This window comes from Domibacillus sp. A3M-37 (assembly GCF_024213455.1).
GTDB lineage: Bacteria > Bacillota > Bacilli > Bacillales > Domibacillaceae > Domibacillus > Domibacillus tundrae.
This window is the reverse complement of the sequence record NZ_JANAVL010000008.1, coordinates 54,497-70,112: the sequence shown is the minus strand read 5'-3', so window position 1 is coordinate 70,112 and position 15,616 is coordinate 54,497. Positions and strand designations below refer to the sequence as shown.

Below are 15,616 nucleotides of genomic sequence, written 5' to 3'. Positions count from 1 at the left end.
TTACCCCCATCATACACTAAATATAGACAATCAAACAACTATTTGAATGAGGTGGCGGAATGACCGTAAAACCCGTTAATGATACATGTGAAACCAATTGTTTTAACGAAGATGTAGTCGGACGTGTTCAGTCGAAAATAGAAGATGTAAGCGGTGTTGAATTGCTTTTTAAAGCCTTATCGGACGCAACCCGCTTGAAAATTGTTTACGCGCTGACGATTGAAGAGGAACTTTGTGTGTGTGATGTGGCCGAAATTATTGGCTCCACCACAGCAACGGCTTCTCACCATTTGCGCCTGCTCCGCAACATGGGGCTTGCTAAGTACCGAAAAGAAGGAAAAATGGTTTATTACTCTGTAAAAGACAATCATGTTCACCAGCTGGTCAGCATTGCACTTGAGCATGCCAGAGAGGACTGGAGGCTATGAGTGAAGAAACAAAGCATGTTTACCGGCTTCAAGGCTTGTCGTGTGCCAATTGCGCTGCCAAGTTTGAAAAAAATATTCGCGATATCCAAACGGTTGAAGATGTCCAGCTGAATTTTGGTGCATCAAAAGTTGCGATCGTCGGCGATGCATCTGTTGAACAACTCGAAGCCGCCGGCGCGTTTGACGGCATTAAAGTGTACCCAGAGCGTGAAAAATTCAACGAAGAAAAAGTTCCGTTCTGGCAAAAGCGCGAAAACAAAAACACAATGGTCTCGCTGTTTTTTCTAATCTTTGGCTATATTTCTACCTTTCCTGCCGGCGAAAGCAGCCTTGTGACAATCACGATCTTTGCGCTTTCGATTTTAATTGGCGGCTATGATTTATTTAAAGTCGGCTTGAAAAACTTAGTACGATTTGAATTTGATATGAAAACGCTTATGACGGTCGCCATTATCGGTGCGGCGATCATCGGAGAATGGGGGGAAGGCGCTGTTGTCGTTTTTCTGTTTGCGTTAAGCGAAACGCTCGAAGGCTACTCAATGGACAAAGCCCGCCAGTCGATTCGCTCGCTCATGGACATTGCGCCGGATACCGCCCTTATTAAACGGGGCAATCAGGAGTTCCAGATTGCCGTCGAAGACATTCAAGTTGGCGACACGATGATCATTAAACCCGGTCAGAAAGTGGCGATGGATGGCGAAGTGATCAAAGGCCAGTCATCCATTAACCAAGCAGCTATTACAGGTGAATCAATCCCCGTTCATAAAGAAACAGGCGATGAAGTGTTTGCTGGGTCGCTTAATGAAGAAGGATTTTTAGAAGTGCGTGTCACAAAGCTTGCTGAAGACACAACCATTGCAAAAATCATTCACTTAGTCGAAGAGGCACAGGCAGAGCGCGCTCCGTCTCAAGCATTCGTCGACCGCTTCGCGAAATATTATACACCCGCTATTATGGGTATCGCCCTTCTCGTTGCGGTTCTTCCTCCTCTTTTCATAGGAGGCGGCTGGTCTGAATGGATTTATCGCGGCCTTGCCGTTCTCGTTGTCGGCTGTCCGTGCGCCCTTGTTATTTCAACACCCGTCGCCATTGTAACAGCGATCGGAAACGCAGCTAAAAATGGCGTCTTGATTAAAGGCGGTATTCATTTGGAGGAAACAGGCCGTTTGAAGGTTGTCGCATTTGATAAAACGGGCACGTTAACAGAAGGAAAACCGGAAGTGACGGATATTGCTTCATTGTCTGATATGACCGAACATGAACTTTTGTCCGTTGCTGCGGCGCTTGAGACGTTTTCCCAGCACCCGCTTGCATCCGCCATTCTCCGGAAAGCGGCTGCGGAAAAAGCAATGCTGTACACAGCTGATGATTTCCAGTCGTTAACCGGCAAAGGAGCCAAAGCGGCTATTAATGGCACAGTCTATTATATCGGCAGCCCAAAATTATTCGAAGACATGCTGGCTATTCCCGAACATGTACAGCAGAGCGTTTCTCAGCTGCAGGCGCAAGGAAAAACAGTCATGCTGATTGGAACCGGCGAAGAAATAAAAGGCTATACAGCCGTAGCGGACCAAGTGCGCGACAGCAGCTTATCGATTATCCAAAAGCTAAAAAAAATCGGCATCGAAAAAACGGTCATGCTGACAGGCGACAACAAAGCGGCCGGTGCCTCCATTGGCAAACAGCTTGGACTAACCGACGTGCAGGCAGAGCTCATGCCCCAAGATAAACTGGACGTGATCAAATCGCTGCGAGCGCAGCACGGACATGTCGCAATGGTCGGTGACGGCATTAACGATGCCCCGGCATTAGCCAGTGCCTCTGTCGGCATCGCCATGGGCGGCGCGGGAACAGACACCGCACTTGAAACGGCCGATATTGCCCTCATGGCCGATGATTTGGAGAAGCTTCCTTATACGATCGCGCTCAGCCGAAAAACATTACACGTCATCAAGCAGAACATCGCGTTTGCATTCGGCCTGAAGCTCCTGGCGCTGCTGCTTATTATCCCGGGCTGGCTCACTCTTTGGATGGCGGTTTTTGCTGACGTTGGCTCCACGTTAATTGTCGTCTTGAATTCAATGCGGTTAATGAAAACCAAATATAAATAAAGAAAAAATCAAGCGATCCACACTTCCTCCATGCTTTTTTTAACACTAATCATCTTTAGCTCATAACCTGTTAAAAGGCACATGGAGGAGGTAAAATAAGTGTTTTCACATGAAAAAGCGTATCAGATATCTTTATTGAATTGGTGTAAAGAGGTTGAGCACCACTGGAAATCCGTACGGGAAAAAGCAGGTCATGTTGACGAAAAGGCTTTACAGCAATGGGAAAAGACATTCTCTTCATTAAAAAAAGAAGTAGAAAAGGAAAATCCGAAACTGGGTTACCAAGCACTAGGCAATAAGGCAGCAGCTTTATATGCTCAGCTCAATCTCTTATTACGTCCGTCTGAATTAGCGCCCACTCAGAAGAAAAGTAAAAAACATCAAGTCGTTCCAATCGGAGGGCATCGCCTGCCTCCACTTCCTTATGCATATAATGCCTTAGAGCCTGTAATCTCAGAAGAAATTATGAAGCTTCATCACGATAAGCACCACCAAAGCTACGTAGACGGACTTAATAAAGCAGAGCTGGAAATGCAAAAAGCACGTAAAAGCGGCGATTTCAGCTTAATTAAACATTGGGAACGAGAAGCAGCGTTTCACGGTGCCGGTCATTACCTGCACACGATTTTTTGGACAGTTATGAGCCCGAATGGCGGAGGCAACCCATCAGGTGACCTCAACAGAGCAATAACTGAAGCTTTTGGAAGCTTTGAGCAGTTTAAAAAGCACTTCTCAGAAGCAGCAAAAAATGTAGAAGGTGCCGGTTGGGCGATTCTCGTTTGGTCTCCCCGTTCTCATCGTTTAGAGATTTTAACGGCTGAAAAACATCAGAACCTGACTCAATGGGATGTTATTCCACTGCTTGTTTTAGATGTTTGGGAACACGCCTATTATCTGCAATATAAAAACGAGCGCGCTAAATATGTTGATGCCTGGTGGAAGACTGTCAATTGGAAAGAAGTTGAACGGCGGTTTAATAAAGCAAAAGAGATTATGTGGCATCCTTATTAAAGTAAAAAGACGGAGAGATAGCTTTTCTTTCCGTCTTTTTGCATGCAAATAGGAGGCTTCTCTTCTTTGCCTTTTTCTTGTTCTAGAAATTTAGTAAGACAATCAATTTTCCCGGTTGAAGTTGAACTTTTGAAAAAAGACTGACAATCTCGTGAACAGTCAATGAAAAACGTGAATTCTGTCCATGCATCCGCTATCCTTAAAGAAACGATATCCCTATATTGGAGGCATTTATGTTAAAAACAACTGTTGGCAAGCTGCGGTTTGCGGGCTATTTTGAAGGAATCTCGCTGCTTGTTCTTTTATTTATTGCGATGCCGATGAAATACTGGTTTGATATTCCGGAAGCAGTCCGCATCGTCGGGTCCATACACGGCGCACTATTTATTACGTACTGTATCATCATTGCCTATGTGACTTTGAAAACGCGCTGGAACCTCATTTGGCCGATTCTAGCTGTCATTGTGGCATTTATTCCATTTGGCAATTTTATTTTGGACAAAAAGCTGCATCAGCTTGAAAAAGTACATGGATAAAAACAGAGTCCGGACATAAATCCGGACTCTGTTTTTTATTATTCTTTTTCTAATTTGGACGATAGAGCGGTTAAGAGAATCGCTCCCATAACCATTATCCCGCCAACCCACGGCGTATGGACCAAACCGATGGAATCAACGACAAGTCCGCCGATCGTTGCACCGGCTGCGATGCCAATGTTGAATGCAGCAATGTTTAACGCGGAAGCAACGTCCACTGCGGAAGGGACATATTTCTCTGCCAGCTGAACAACGTATAACTGAAGGCCGGGCACATTCATAAATGCGAGGAGCCCCATTAATATAATCCCAATCAGCCCGGCAATTTTAAACGGAATCATGAAAGACATGATCATAAGAATGGCTGCTTGCGCGATAAACATCCAAAACAAGGCACGAACTGGATTGTGATTGGCAAGCCGTCCGCCGACTTCATTGCCAATCGCCACCGCAACCCCGTATACAAGCAGAACAATGCTGATCATTCCAGGTTTCAAGCCCGTTACATCCTGCAAAATCGGTGTTAAATACGTAAACGCCACGAATGTGCCGCCGTACCCGAGTGCAGTAATCGCGAGCCCTATTACTATATTTTTATTTGTCATAAGACGGAACATATCCGAAAACTTAGCCGGCGGTGACTGTTTTAAATTTTTTGGCATTAACAGGGCAACTGCCACAATTGATATAACACCAAGCAGCGCCACACCCCAGAACGTTGCCCGCCAGCCGAATGTCTGACCAATAAACGTGCCGAGTGGAACACCTGTGACGGTGGCAACAGTCAAGCCGGTAAACATTAACGCAATTGCGCTCGCTTTTTTATGAGGAGGCACAAGCTGCACCGCAATCGTTGCTCCAATGGAAAAAAAGACACCGTGTGAAAACGCGGTAATAAAACGGGCGATCATTAATATTTCAAACGAAGCAGCTGTTGCTGCCACGATATTTCCGACAATAAAGACAGCCATTAATGACATAAGCAGCGATTTCCGGCTCATCCGGTTCGTTAAGGCGGTCAGCACAGGCGCACCGACGGCAACACCGATCGCATAGCCGGAAATTAACAGCCCAGCCATTGTAATCCCAATATTTAAGTCGCCCGCAATGGATGCAAGCAGTCCAACCGGAACAAATTCGGTTGTTCCAATTCCAAATGCACTGATTGCTAGTGCCCATAAGGCGAGTGTACTTTTTGATGAAGCATTTTCTTGAGTAGAAGATGCATGAAGTGTTTGACTCATTTTTTATTCCTCCTTGTTTTTAGAGCGGCGGGTCCTTGCCGTCTCTTTGTAAAGATCATTACGAATGGTAAAACCCAAAATAAAAAGTACGTACTTTTTTGTATCATAGGAACTTTAAAGTACCTATAGTCATTTATGATCTTTTGTTTCATTCCTGTGTATGCTATTATGAAAGCAATCAAACAAAAAGAGAAGTACGTACTTTAAAGTAATGCAGGTACTTTTTAGTGCCTATAAGGAGGAAAACAGCGTGGCATACAATATTCCGGTTGAAGCGACACTCGATGTCATCGGCGGTAAATGGAAAGTCGTCATTATGTGCCATTTAATTAAAGGAGAAAAGCGTACGAGTGAGCTAAAAAAGTTAATGCCTGGCATTACGCAAAAAATGCTCACGCAGCAGCTGCGTGAGCTTGAATCAGACGGCGTCGTGAACCGGACCGTCTTTGAGCAGGTTCCGCCAAAGGTTGTATATTCATTAACCGAATACGGTTGGTCGCTCCGCCCGATTTTAGATGCGATGTGCGCCTGGGGTGAAGGGCACATTGAATTGACTGGCGAGGAAGTTGTTCAATAATATTCACCTGAAAAAAGGCTGTCTCAAATACAAATTGAGACAGCTTTTTTCTTTCCCTTCATAGCACATCCGCAGACTCGCCGTCCGTATAAACGGCAATAAGCACAATCGCGGTACCTTCTCCAACGTTTTGAACAAAATGCGGCACGCACGCATTCCAGCTGAAGGCATCGCCTTCCTCAAGAACAACCGAGTCTTCTCCCTGCTCCGCTAAAATCTTTCCTTGCAGCACAAGATGGCATTCTTCTCCTTCGTGGGCGTGGGAGGCATCTCCCGTTGAGGCTCCGGGCGGAAATTCAACCCGCTGAATCGTCAATCCCCCTTTAGACGTTAAATGCTCTACTTTAATTTTTTCTTTTGAATACGTTGTATATTCGCGATCTTCTTTACGGACTACCCTCATCTTCTGTTCTTTTTCTAAAAGCAGATAAGGCAGTGGAATGTTAAGAAACTGCGCCACTGCCTGCAGCGATTGAATGGAAGGTGACGTATTGTTGTTCTCCATATTGCTGATAAACCCTTTTGATAAGCCTGTCCCTTCACTCATCTGGGCAATTGTAATATTTTTTCGGTTTCGAATGGCTCGAATGGTTGATCCAATGTCCATGAATGTCTCGCTCCTTGTTTACTAATAGAAAACTTAATTACATATTAACAAAAAAATACTTGACGTTCTATCCTGAATGTTGTTATCTTATAATAAACAATTATTCATATAAGAAAACAAAGGAGGTTTTTATAGGATGCACTATGCGCTTCGCCAGCCTGCTCAAGTGGAAGAAGGAAGACAATATCCAGCCATTTTTTTAATGCACGGCCTTGGAAGCAATGAGCAGGATCTTTTGCCTCTGCTGGATGAACTTGAAGATGTTTACGTGTTTAGCATACGCGGTCCGCTTTCACAGCCGCCCGGGTTCGCTTTTTTCACCATTCAAGGGTTTGGCAATCCACATCGTCCCGTATTTGAAGAAACGGTAGAAAAGATTACGGATTTTATTGATTATGCCTGTAGTCATTATTCGGTTGATCCGGGGCGCCTTTATACGATGGGCTTTAGCCAGGGGGCTATTTTAGCGATGACACTCGGTCTTTCATTAAACGGGCGCATTAAAGGCGCAGCGGCGCTGAGCGGGTATATTCCATCTTTCGTTCAAGAGGCATATCCGGAGAAGCTAGCCTATCCGCTGTCACTATTTATTTCACATGGCGAAACAGATCCGATTTTCCCACTGTCTTGGGGAGAAGCGAATACCAAATTCTTCAAGAAACGCGAAGCTGATGTGGTCTTTCACATCGATCCGTCTGGCCACGCTGTTTCACAAGCTGTACAAAAAAATCTTATTCAATGGTTTCAAGCCATTAATAATGGAGGAGAAAAGTAAAATGAATCGTTATACAGAATGGAGCGCTTTTATTATTCGTCTTGTTTTAGGAATTACGTTTTTTGTTCATGGAGTGGTGAAATTTCAAGGGGGAATCGCTAACACAGCTGGCTGGTTTGACAGCATTGGACTGCCGGGCGTCCTTGCTTATGCGGTTGCCTTTATCGAAACAGCGGGCGGCTTGGCGCTTATTTTAGGCATCGGCACGCGTATTTTCTCAGCACTATTGGCGGTTGTGATGGTTGCAGCTATCCTTAAAGTAAAACTTGCAGCCGGTTTTCTCGGAAATGGACAAATGGCCGGTTATGAACTAGATCTTGCTTTGCTTGCGATGTCGGTTTCTCTTGCTTTGACAGGCAGCTCTTTCTTGGCGCTTGATCAGTTTTTTGGCAAAGACAATGATGAAACCATTGAAGCTCACTAACTAAAAGAAAAACAACCGGAATCAGCGTTCCGGTTGTTTTTTCGCTTTCATAAAAATCGGCCAAACAATAATGAAAAGACATGCGATAATACTCACTGCGGCACTACCGTATAAAATGGTTTCCTCATTCGCATTAATCCGCTCCATAAAAAATGCCGGCCCAAACATAACAAGTGGAATGATGATACTGAACCACGTTTTACTCCAAATGGATGCAGCGATAAATATAAGTACAAATTTATCGATAAATTGCTCGCTTTTCGCTGACAGTACATCCATCCCATTAAAATAACTGGTTCATAGCCGATGAAAGCTCAAACCATTTTTCTTTAAACTCCACCAGCTCTTCCTGTCCTTTTCCGGGAATCGTATATACTTTCGCTTCGGGCCGCTTGGCGATTTTTTCATCGTCGTCTCCACCAGCCCCTCTTTTTGCATCCGGATCAGCACCGGGTAAATACTTCCTTTATCTTGTATAACAAAATACCGGTGTTATCGTTTTTGAATGCGTCCGGCCTCTGTTACACTAAAAGAAACAAATAGAGGAGGAATTTTGATGCGGCTACAGGATAAAAAAGTCATTGCGCTTGTCGAAGAAGAATTTGAAGATTTAGAGCTGTGGTACCCGATTTTGCGGCTTCAGGAAGAAGGAGCAACGGTGCATCTTGTTGGCAAAGAAGCCAGGAAAAAATACATCGGCAAGTACGGTGTGCCGGCGGAAGCGGAGTATTCATTTGAGGAAATCAATGCTGATGATTACGACGCCATTCTCGTACCGGGCGGCTGGGCGCCGGATAAATTACGGCGCTATCCGGAAGTGCTCGATTTTGTTCGTAAAATGGACGCGGCGAAAAAGCCGATCGGGCAAATTTGCCACGCCGGCTGGGTGCTGATTTCAGCGAATATTTTGCAGGGGAAAAACGTGACAAGTACTCCGGGCATTAAAGATGATATGACCAATGCCGGCGCGACATGGCATGATGAGCCGGTCACAGTAGACGGCCACATTGTATCGAGCCGCCGTCCGCCGGATCTTCCTCCGTATGTGAAAGCATTTGCGGATAAATTAGCCGAATGACAAAAGGAGCTGCTTCCTATAATTGGAGGCAGCTCTTTGCTTAAGGGCGGTACTTTTTATTTTTGGGCGATATTTGCTGTTCTTAGAGCGGTAAAAATTTTTTCCGCCCCTGGAGTACAGTAAACCGCCCCTAATTTAATTATACCGCCCCTGGCACTTCAAATTTCTTTTTAAAAAAGCCTTCAAATGCTTAGCAGCTAATTTATTTCGTCGTTCCCCGCACAATTAATTCGGACGGCAAGACGACTTTTTTCGGAATCCGTTCTTCCTTCAGCTGCTCGATCAGCAAGCCGACCGCTGTCTCGCCCATAAATTCCGTGTGAACTTTAACGGTGGTAAGCGGCGGGTACACGTATTTTGAGACGCTGATATCGTTGACGCCAATGAGGCTGACACGATCCGGAACCTGAATTTGTGCTTCGTTCATCGCCCGCAATGCGCCAATCGCTACTGTGTCGCTGGCTGCAAAAAAAGCTTCCGGCAACTCAGTATTCTTCTTCTCAATACGGGCTTTCATCATCGTATACCCATCATCGGCGCTATACGTCCCGATGAGCACATCTTCTTCACGATATTCGCCTTTTTCTGTCATGTATTGTTTATATGTTTGCTCGCGCCTATCCGTCACAGTGCCTGATTTATCCTGGAACTGTTCGCGTCCGCCGATGTAGCCAATGCGGCGCAGCCCACTGTCCCATAAGCAATTAAGTGCTTTTTCCGTCACCTTGGAAAAGTTCGTTACAACGCTGTCAAACGCTTCGTTTTCAGGTGAAAAATCAACAAAAACAATCCGGCTTGTCCATTCGCTCAGCTTCTCTACTTGCGCATTGCTGTATTTACCAACCGCGATCATGCCTTTTATGGAGCCTCTGCTGACGCTGTCTAGTTCGCTGTAGAGTATTTTTTGAACAAAAAGCCCGTGCTCTCGGCAGCTATTTTCAATCCCAAGACGGATGGAGCGGTAATATAAATCATTTAGCTCTTCTTCTTCAGTATACCAATGCACGAGCGCTACCGTATCCTGCATGGCTTTTTTAGCCGGCCGCTTTTTTTTATAATCCAGTTGTTCAGCCGCTTCGAAAATTTTCTGCTTTGTTTCCGCGCTCACCGACAACTGTGGATCGTAATTAAGCACCCGGGACACCGTCGCGATCGAAACACCTGCCTGTGCCGCGATATCTTTTATCGTCGCCATTTTTTTCATTCCAATCGTTTAAAGTCTTTCTAAAAAACGGACGAATCCAGCTTTGCCTTCTTTCGTTTGCTTGAAAACACCGCAGTCTTCCAGGCCACGTAAAAATTTTGCGGCGACCGCTTGACGGACGAATTCTTCTGCATTCTCTTGCCCATCATATACGCTGCGCAGCTCTTCCGCCCATTCTTGATGTTCTTCTTTCACTTGCCCAATTCCACCAGAAACAAAAGCTTTCACTGCGGCTAAATCTTCTTTTAAGCGAGCTGGCAGGACCGCCAGCCCCATGACTTCAATTAACCCAATGTTTTCACGCTTAATGTGATGAATGTCCGCGTGTGGATGAAACAATCCCAGGGGATGTTCGTCCGTTGTCCGATTGTTGCGCAGCACTAAATCCAATTCATACAGCGAGCCGCGCTTTCTCGCAATCGGTGTAACCGTATTGTGGCGGGTCTCCCCAGTGAAAGACTCAATGCCACACGCTTCGTCATCATGCGTTTTCCAGCTCGTTAACACATGATCTGCGGCAGCCGCCAGCTCGCTTTGGTCTTCACTTTTCAGCCGGATAACAGACATTGGCCAGTATAATGTCACGCCTTCCACGGTCGGAAAATGTTCCATTGAAAATGACATATCTTCTCTCGCTCTCGCCATTGCGAATTCGTACCGGCCGCCTTGATAATGGTCATGGGTCAAAATAGACCCGCCGACAATCGGCAAGTCGGCATTGGACCCCGCGAAATAATGTGGAAATTGACGAACAAAGTCAAGGAGGCGGTCAAATCCAGCCCGGTCAATTTTCATATCGCGGTGTTCACCTGATAATAAAATACAATGTTCATTGTAATACAAATAAGGAGAGTATTGAAGAAACCATTCTTCACCGCTAAGCGCAGCCGGAATAATCCGGTGATTGGCACGAGCGGGATGATTCGCATGACCTTCATATCCTTCATTTTCCACACAAAGCAGGCACTTCGGATAATTTGTTTCTGGTTCCGGGCGCAATTTTGCCCGGGCGATTTCAGCTGGATCTTTTTCCGGCTTCGACAAATTAATGGTAATATCAATCTCTCCATAATCCGTTGAGGCTTTATAAGAGACATTTTTGGCAATCCGCTTTGTTTGAATGTAATTAGACGATTTACTCATGTTGTAAAAAAAATCGGTTGCCTGTTGTGGAGAAGCTTGATAGCTTTCCCAAAACATATCGGCAATTTGGGACGGCTTGGAAACAAAAATATTCATGATGTCCGCCGCAAAAATCTCTTTATCTTCTAAAAATGGCTGTACAATCCCGCGTTCAATTGCGTCATCAGTCAGCCCTTCCACAAGATCCGGAATTGATAAATCAGACACATCCTTAACAGGTTCCGTAAAATCATTTCTCTTTAATAAAGCGAGCAGCTGATTTCTTGTGTACATATGATCACGCTTTTCAATTAATCCCGCTTTTTGCGCTTTATAAATAAGCTCCTCCATATAAGCAAAGATCATCCTTGATTCGTCCCTTCATAGCCATGTGGATGATGTTTGTGCCAATTCCAGGCGTGTTCGATAATCGTTGTAATGTCTGTTCGGGATGGAGACCAGCCTAACGTCGTCCGGGCTTTTTCGGAAGAAGCGATCAAAACCGCCGGATCGCCCGCGCGTTTTTCACCGATGACAACCGGAATGGTGTGCCCGGTAACTGTGCGGGCTGTTTCCACAATTTCTTTTACTGAAAAGCCCTGGTTGGAACCCAAATTGAAAATGTTGCTTTCGCCGCCTTCTTTTAAATAATCAAGCGCCAAAATATGGGCATCGACTAAATCTTCAACGTGAATGTAATCACGAATGCACGTCCCATCTTCTGTCGGATAATCTTCGCCAAAAATCGTAATATGCTCGCGCTGCCCGTTGGCCACCTGCAAAACAACCGGAATTAAATGGGTTTCCGGATTATGGTCTTCTCCGATAACACCGGATTCACTCGCACCAGCCACGTTAAAATAGCGGAGTGAAACAAACTTTGTTCCATGCGCTGCATTACACCACTTCATCATCCGTTCCATCGCCAGCTTCGTTTCGCCATATGCACTTGTCGGATCGGTTTGCGCTTTTTCCGTAATAGGCATCTCTTTTTGCTCGCCGTATGTCGCAGCAGATGATGAAAAGACGATGTGCTTCACACCATGTTTAGTCATCGTTTCAAGCAAAACCTGTGTGCCAAATACGTTATTATCATAGTATTTCAACGGATTTTCCATCGACTCGCCAACAAGTGAGTTCGCTGCAAAATGAACAATCTGCTCAATTTGTTCATGTTCGAATACTTTATTTAAAAAGTGACGGTCCCGAATATCCCCTGTGTAAAACTGAACACCATCCGGTACCGATTCCGCGTGTCCTGTTTCCAAACTGTCAATGACAACTACGTCACGATTTTGTCCTATCAGTGCTCGAACCGCATGAGATCCGATATACCCTGCTCCACCTACAACTGCAATACTCATTCCATTTCCTCCCTCATCAATTCACGAGCACCGCCACCGATGTTCGCCATGTAAAATTCCGCTTCGATTCCGCACTTTTCTTTATACCGGTTTCCAACTTCCCTGATAAACGATTCCACATTCTCATCTTTCACAATTGCAATGGCGCAGCCGCCAAATCCGGCCCCAGTCATACGGGCGCCGATAACGCCAGGCTGTTCCCAAGCTGCGTAGACAAGTGTGTCAAGCTCTTTTCCCGTCACTTCATAGTCCCGCTCCAATGAACGATGTGATTCATTCATGAGCTGGCCGACTGCTTCCACGTCTCCTTCTTTCAGCTTGTCCAGTGCTTCAATCGTCCGGGCATTTTCATAAACCGCATGCTGCGCTCGTTTCTCTAAAACGGCATCCCCGATTGCTGTCCGGTGCTGTTCAAATTGCTCTGGTGTCAGCTCGCCCAGCGACTTTACATTTACTTGCTTTTGAAGTCTGCTTAACGCTTCTTCACACTCACCGCGCCGTTCATTGTATTTGGATGAAGCAAGCTCTCGGCGCTTGTTTGTATTCATTATAACAATGCTAGCGTCCGGGAGCTCGATTGGCGCATATTCATATTCAAGTGTTTCGCAGTCCAGCCAAATCGCCGCCCCCTCTTTTCCCATGCCAATCGTAAACTGGTCCATAATGCCGCTGTTCACACCAATATAGTCATTTTCAACTTTCTGCCCGATTTTGACCATCTCGATCCGGTCTATCGCCAGCCCAAATAATCCTTCAAGCATAACACCCGTAGCAAGTTCAATGGATGCGGAAGAAGAAAGGCCTGCCCCATTCGGAATATTACCGTAAAATAGTACGTCATAACCTGAATCAATCGGAAAACCTGCTTCGATTATCAGTTTCGTCATCCCTTTCGGATAGTTCGTCCACCCATCCGTCCCTTTGTATTCGAGCCCTTGAAGCGAGCCTTCTATAACACCCTGCTTGTCAAAATTAATTGAATAAAAGCGAAGCTGGTCATCTTCTCGCTTTGCTGCCAATGCATACGTGCCAAATGTGATCGCGAGCGGAAAAACATGGCCGCCATTGTAATCCGTATGCTCCCCGATTAAATTAATCCGCCCCGGCGCAAAAAAGATCCGGTCTGCCAGTCGTCCAAAGACCTCTTCAAATGTTTGTTTTAATTGGTTCAGTTTCATGAAAGCGCCTCCTGTTTTACTTATATTTTAAATTATTTTTACTAAAAGTCAATTTTTTTTAGTAAAAATAAAAAAGGATTTATCCCGCCTCGATGACGAAATAAATCCCTTTCGTTAAAATCTAAACTTTTGAACCGTTTCCTGCAATTCAGACGCCATGTTGCTGAGCATTTCAGAAGAAGTGATTGTATCAATAAACTGTACCATTGATTTTGACCGAGCACTTACTTCCTCGATGACCGCCGACCCTTCTTTAGACTGCATCGCCACGGCTTCCACCATTTCCACAGTTTCTTTAAATGTATTGCCTGTCTAGTTTACAAGCTGAATGCTTGACAATGATTTTAAAGAAAAAACCGTCTTTTAAAAAGACGGCTCTTACCATTACGGGTTCATAGTCGTCCAGCTGCCGACATGATGAACCGCTGTTCCATTAAAACCTTTAGAAGGGGCATAGTAGTTTTGCACGACTGATAATTCCTGATTCATTGAGGCTTCACCTTCTTCAAAAAAGGAAATAGCATCTCCTTCACTCGTTTGACCAGTCTCAACGCCAATCACAAGGGATTTTCCATATTTTTCAGCTATAACAATTTCATTCTTCACAACCTCGATAACAAGAGGCGCGCTGTCGCGGTACGCCATAATAGTAACGCTGTTTGTATTGGCGATCACCCATTCTGCCAGCTTCCCTTTTCCGTACGTATTTTTATAGGAAATTTCATCAAACCAGAATGGCATATCCGCTTCAAGAGGTAATGTTAAAGAAGCGGCGCTGCTTTTTGCTTTCGTTAAAAGCGATTGATACGACTTAATAGTCGCAGCTTGATTTGTCGCCCAGCCGCTGTATAAATAAGGCTCAACGTCTAAGTGAATTCCTGTGAATTTTTGTGTGGCTGCTGAACCACTTTGATAACGGCTGAGCCAGTTCATAAGTTCATTCTGATTTATATACCCTTTTGGTGCCGCCCAATCCGGAGCGCCGTCCAGTGCATAAATGCGTATCCCTTTCGCAGATGCTTTTTCAATAAAACTGCGGTATACATTCACAGGGATGTCCCGGTCAATTTGCACGTATACTTTATTTACTCCTTTGCTTTCCAGAAATGTGAGTGTTCCTGCTTCATCACTGACAATCACCCATGGATTCCAAAGCCATGTCGCCTGATCGTTTGGGACAGATGCTTCCGTCTCAACCTGCGGAATTCCTGCTGCCAAAAGCATGATCAGCAAAATCGAAGCACGTATTTTTTTCAACATAAAAAGCCCTCCATTCTGTCAGCCTGGACTCATAGAATGAGAGCCTGGCAGCCTGACGACCATATGCTTTTCAGCATTTAGGCTCATAGCTTTGCGTCCTTTCCTTTCGGAGAAGTTTGCCTTTTTCAGATTATTTTGTCCTTTTATTATAGTTTATAGAGTGCCTTTTTGCCCAGCGTTTTTTCAAAGCTGATAAAGAGCCAAAAAACACTGGCGGGACATTCCCGCCGGCTTATCTTCACATCCTATAATAGCTCTTATCAGCCATAACGGACTGCGGTGCGCTGATTGTTAAACTTCGCGGTGGATTTTGCGGATCCAGTGTAATAATACCCGCCGTATATAATTTAACTGTTACTAAAAACGTGATAAAAAATAATAATTTTTTTCGCCTATCTATGTCCAACTCTTACTTGTTCTTCCCTTCAAAATAATATTCATCATCAAAAATCAGCCCAATATCAGATCCGAAACACTCCTTTTTAATAAACAAAAAACCTTCACCGGATGCGGCAAAGGTTTTTTCATCTATTATCCGTTACCACGCAGGCAAAGGTCTCGCAAACAACATACCTGTTGCCAGTCAAGCCGGCGGCCAAAAGACCATGTATTGTCGACATAACTGTAAGCTACTCCCCTTTGGAGTTCTATAAGCCCCGAAAATGAGCAATAGTTTTAACTCTTAAACTATGTATCT

18 protein-coding genes and 1 riboswitch are annotated in these 15,616 nt (G+C 44.9%); of the genes, 8 read left to right on the top strand and 10 right to left on the bottom strand.

Annotated features, from left to right (window positions below):
- Window positions 1-59: 59 nt before the first annotated feature.
- The 4 genes from NLX67_RS13470 to NLX67_RS13455 all read left to right on the top strand — a co-directional run bounded on the left by NLX67_RS13470 (window position 60) and on the right by NLX67_RS13455 (window position 4,086).
- Window positions 60-428: an ArsR/SmtB family transcription factor gene (locus tag NLX67_RS13470; protein WP_254312086.1), complete on the top strand. Its 369-nt coding sequence runs from the start codon at window positions 60-62 to the stop codon at window positions 426-428.
- Window positions 425-2,539, top strand: a complete 2,115-nt coding sequence (locus tag NLX67_RS13465) for a heavy metal translocating P-type ATPase (protein WP_254312085.1) — start codon at window positions 425-427, stop codon at window positions 2,537-2,539. The genes NLX67_RS13470 and NLX67_RS13465 overlap by 4 nt, the downstream gene beginning before the upstream one ends.
- Before the next feature lie 99 nt (window positions 2,540-2,638).
- On the top strand, window positions 2,639-3,550 hold the full coding sequence (locus tag NLX67_RS13460) for a superoxide dismutase (protein ID WP_254312084.1): 912 nt from the start codon (window positions 2,639-2,641) through the stop codon (window positions 3,548-3,550).
- 233 nt (window positions 3,551-3,783) lie between these two features.
- Window positions 3,784-4,086, top strand: coding sequence for a DUF3817 domain-containing protein (locus NLX67_RS13455; RefSeq protein WP_046179546.1), 303 nt, complete (start codon window positions 3,784-3,786; stop codon window positions 4,084-4,086).
- A 38-nt stretch (window positions 4,087-4,124) separates the two neighbouring features.
- Here NLX67_RS13455 and NLX67_RS13450 read toward each other — a convergent pair whose 3' ends face one another.
- Window positions 4,125-5,330 (bottom strand): MFS transporter, encoded by a 1,206-nt coding sequence (locus tag NLX67_RS13450; RefSeq protein ID WP_254312083.1) that lies wholly within the window; start codon window positions 5,328-5,330, stop codon window positions 4,125-4,127.
- A gap of 211 nt (window positions 5,331-5,541) precedes the next feature.
- On the opposite strand from NLX67_RS13450, the gene NLX67_RS13445 reads away from it, so the two are divergent.
- Window positions 5,542-5,907, top strand: coding sequence for a winged helix-turn-helix transcriptional regulator (locus tag NLX67_RS13445; protein ID WP_211272247.1), 366 nt, complete (start codon window positions 5,542-5,544; stop codon window positions 5,905-5,907).
- A gap of 58 nt (window positions 5,908-5,965) precedes the next feature.
- Here the strand turns inward: NLX67_RS13445 and NLX67_RS13440 are convergent, their stop codons facing one another.
- The gene (locus NLX67_RS13440; RefSeq protein WP_254312082.1) at window positions 5,966-6,514 is read right to left on the bottom strand and encodes a helix-turn-helix domain-containing protein; all 549 of its coding nucleotides are present in this window, start codon (window positions 6,512-6,514) and stop codon (window positions 5,966-5,968) included.
- 136 nt (window positions 6,515-6,650) lie between these two features.
- Here NLX67_RS13440 and NLX67_RS13435 point away from each other — a divergent pair, with 136 nt between their 5' ends.
- On the top strand, window positions 6,651-7,289 hold the full coding sequence (locus NLX67_RS13435) for an alpha/beta hydrolase (protein ID WP_254312081.1): 639 nt from the start codon (window positions 6,651-6,653) through the stop codon (window positions 7,287-7,289).
- A gap of 1 nt (window position 7,290) precedes the next feature.
- Window positions 7,291-7,713, top strand: a complete 423-nt coding sequence (locus NLX67_RS13430) for a DoxX family protein (RefSeq protein WP_254312080.1) — start codon at window positions 7,291-7,293, stop codon at window positions 7,711-7,713.
- 21 nt (window positions 7,714-7,734) lie between these two features.
- On the opposite strand, the gene NLX67_RS13425 is transcribed toward NLX67_RS13430, so the two are convergent.
- Window positions 7,735-7,992, bottom strand: a complete 258-nt coding sequence (locus NLX67_RS13425; RefSeq protein ID WP_254312079.1) for a hypothetical protein — start codon at window positions 7,990-7,992, stop codon at window positions 7,735-7,737.
- A gap of 18 nt (window positions 7,993-8,010) precedes the next feature.
- Window positions 8,011-8,151, bottom strand: a complete 141-nt coding sequence (locus NLX67_RS13420; RefSeq protein WP_254312160.1) for a PadR family transcriptional regulator — start codon at window positions 8,149-8,151, stop codon at window positions 8,011-8,013.
- A gap of 118 nt (window positions 8,152-8,269) precedes the next feature.
- Between NLX67_RS13420 and NLX67_RS13415 the strand changes: the two genes are divergently transcribed.
- Entirely contained in the window at window positions 8,270-8,791 is a 522-nt protein-coding gene (locus NLX67_RS13415) for a type 1 glutamine amidotransferase domain-containing protein (protein WP_254312078.1), read from the top strand.
- A 202-nt stretch (window positions 8,792-8,993) separates the two neighbouring features.
- Here the strand turns inward: NLX67_RS13415 and NLX67_RS13410 are convergent, their stop codons facing one another.
- The 6 genes from NLX67_RS13410 to NLX67_RS13385 all read right to left on the bottom strand — a co-directional run bounded on the left by NLX67_RS13410 (window position 8,994) and on the right by NLX67_RS13385 (window position 14,919).
- Complete coding sequence (locus tag NLX67_RS13410) at window positions 8,994-9,986, bottom strand: LacI family DNA-binding transcriptional regulator (protein WP_254312077.1); 993 nt, start codon at window positions 9,984-9,986, stop codon at window positions 8,994-8,996.
- An 18-nt stretch (window positions 9,987-10,004) separates the two neighbouring features.
- Window positions 10,005-11,483 carry a UDP-glucose--hexose-1-phosphate uridylyltransferase gene (gene galT / locus NLX67_RS13405; protein WP_254312076.1) on the bottom strand — a complete coding sequence of 493 codons (1,479 nt, stop codon included), beginning with the start codon at window positions 11,481-11,483 and terminating at the stop codon, window positions 10,005-10,007.
- Window positions 11,480-12,481 carry a UDP-glucose 4-epimerase GalE gene (gene galE, locus NLX67_RS13400; protein WP_254312075.1) on the bottom strand — a complete coding sequence of 334 codons (1,002 nt, stop codon included), beginning with the start codon at window positions 12,479-12,481 and terminating at the stop codon, window positions 11,480-11,482. Before galE ends, galT begins: the two co-directional genes overlap by 4 nt.
- Window positions 12,478-13,659: a galactokinase gene (locus tag NLX67_RS13395; RefSeq protein ID WP_254312074.1), complete on the bottom strand. Its 1,182-nt coding sequence runs from the start codon at window positions 13,657-13,659 to the stop codon at window positions 12,478-12,480. The genes galE and NLX67_RS13395 overlap by 4 nt, the downstream gene beginning before the upstream one ends.
- Before the next feature lie 114 nt (window positions 13,660-13,773).
- Window positions 13,774-13,941 (bottom strand): hypothetical protein, encoded by a 168-nt coding sequence (locus NLX67_RS13390; protein WP_254312073.1) that lies wholly within the window; start codon window positions 13,939-13,941, stop codon window positions 13,774-13,776.
- A 102-nt stretch (window positions 13,942-14,043) separates the two neighbouring features.
- Complete coding sequence (locus tag NLX67_RS13385; RefSeq protein WP_254312072.1) at window positions 14,044-14,919, bottom strand: amidase; 876 nt, start codon at window positions 14,917-14,919, stop codon at window positions 14,044-14,046.
- Window positions 14,920-14,962: 43 nt separating this feature from the next.
- Window positions 14,963-15,050: riboswitch (cyclic di-GMP riboswitch) on the bottom strand.
- Window positions 15,051-15,616: the final 566 nt, after the last annotated feature.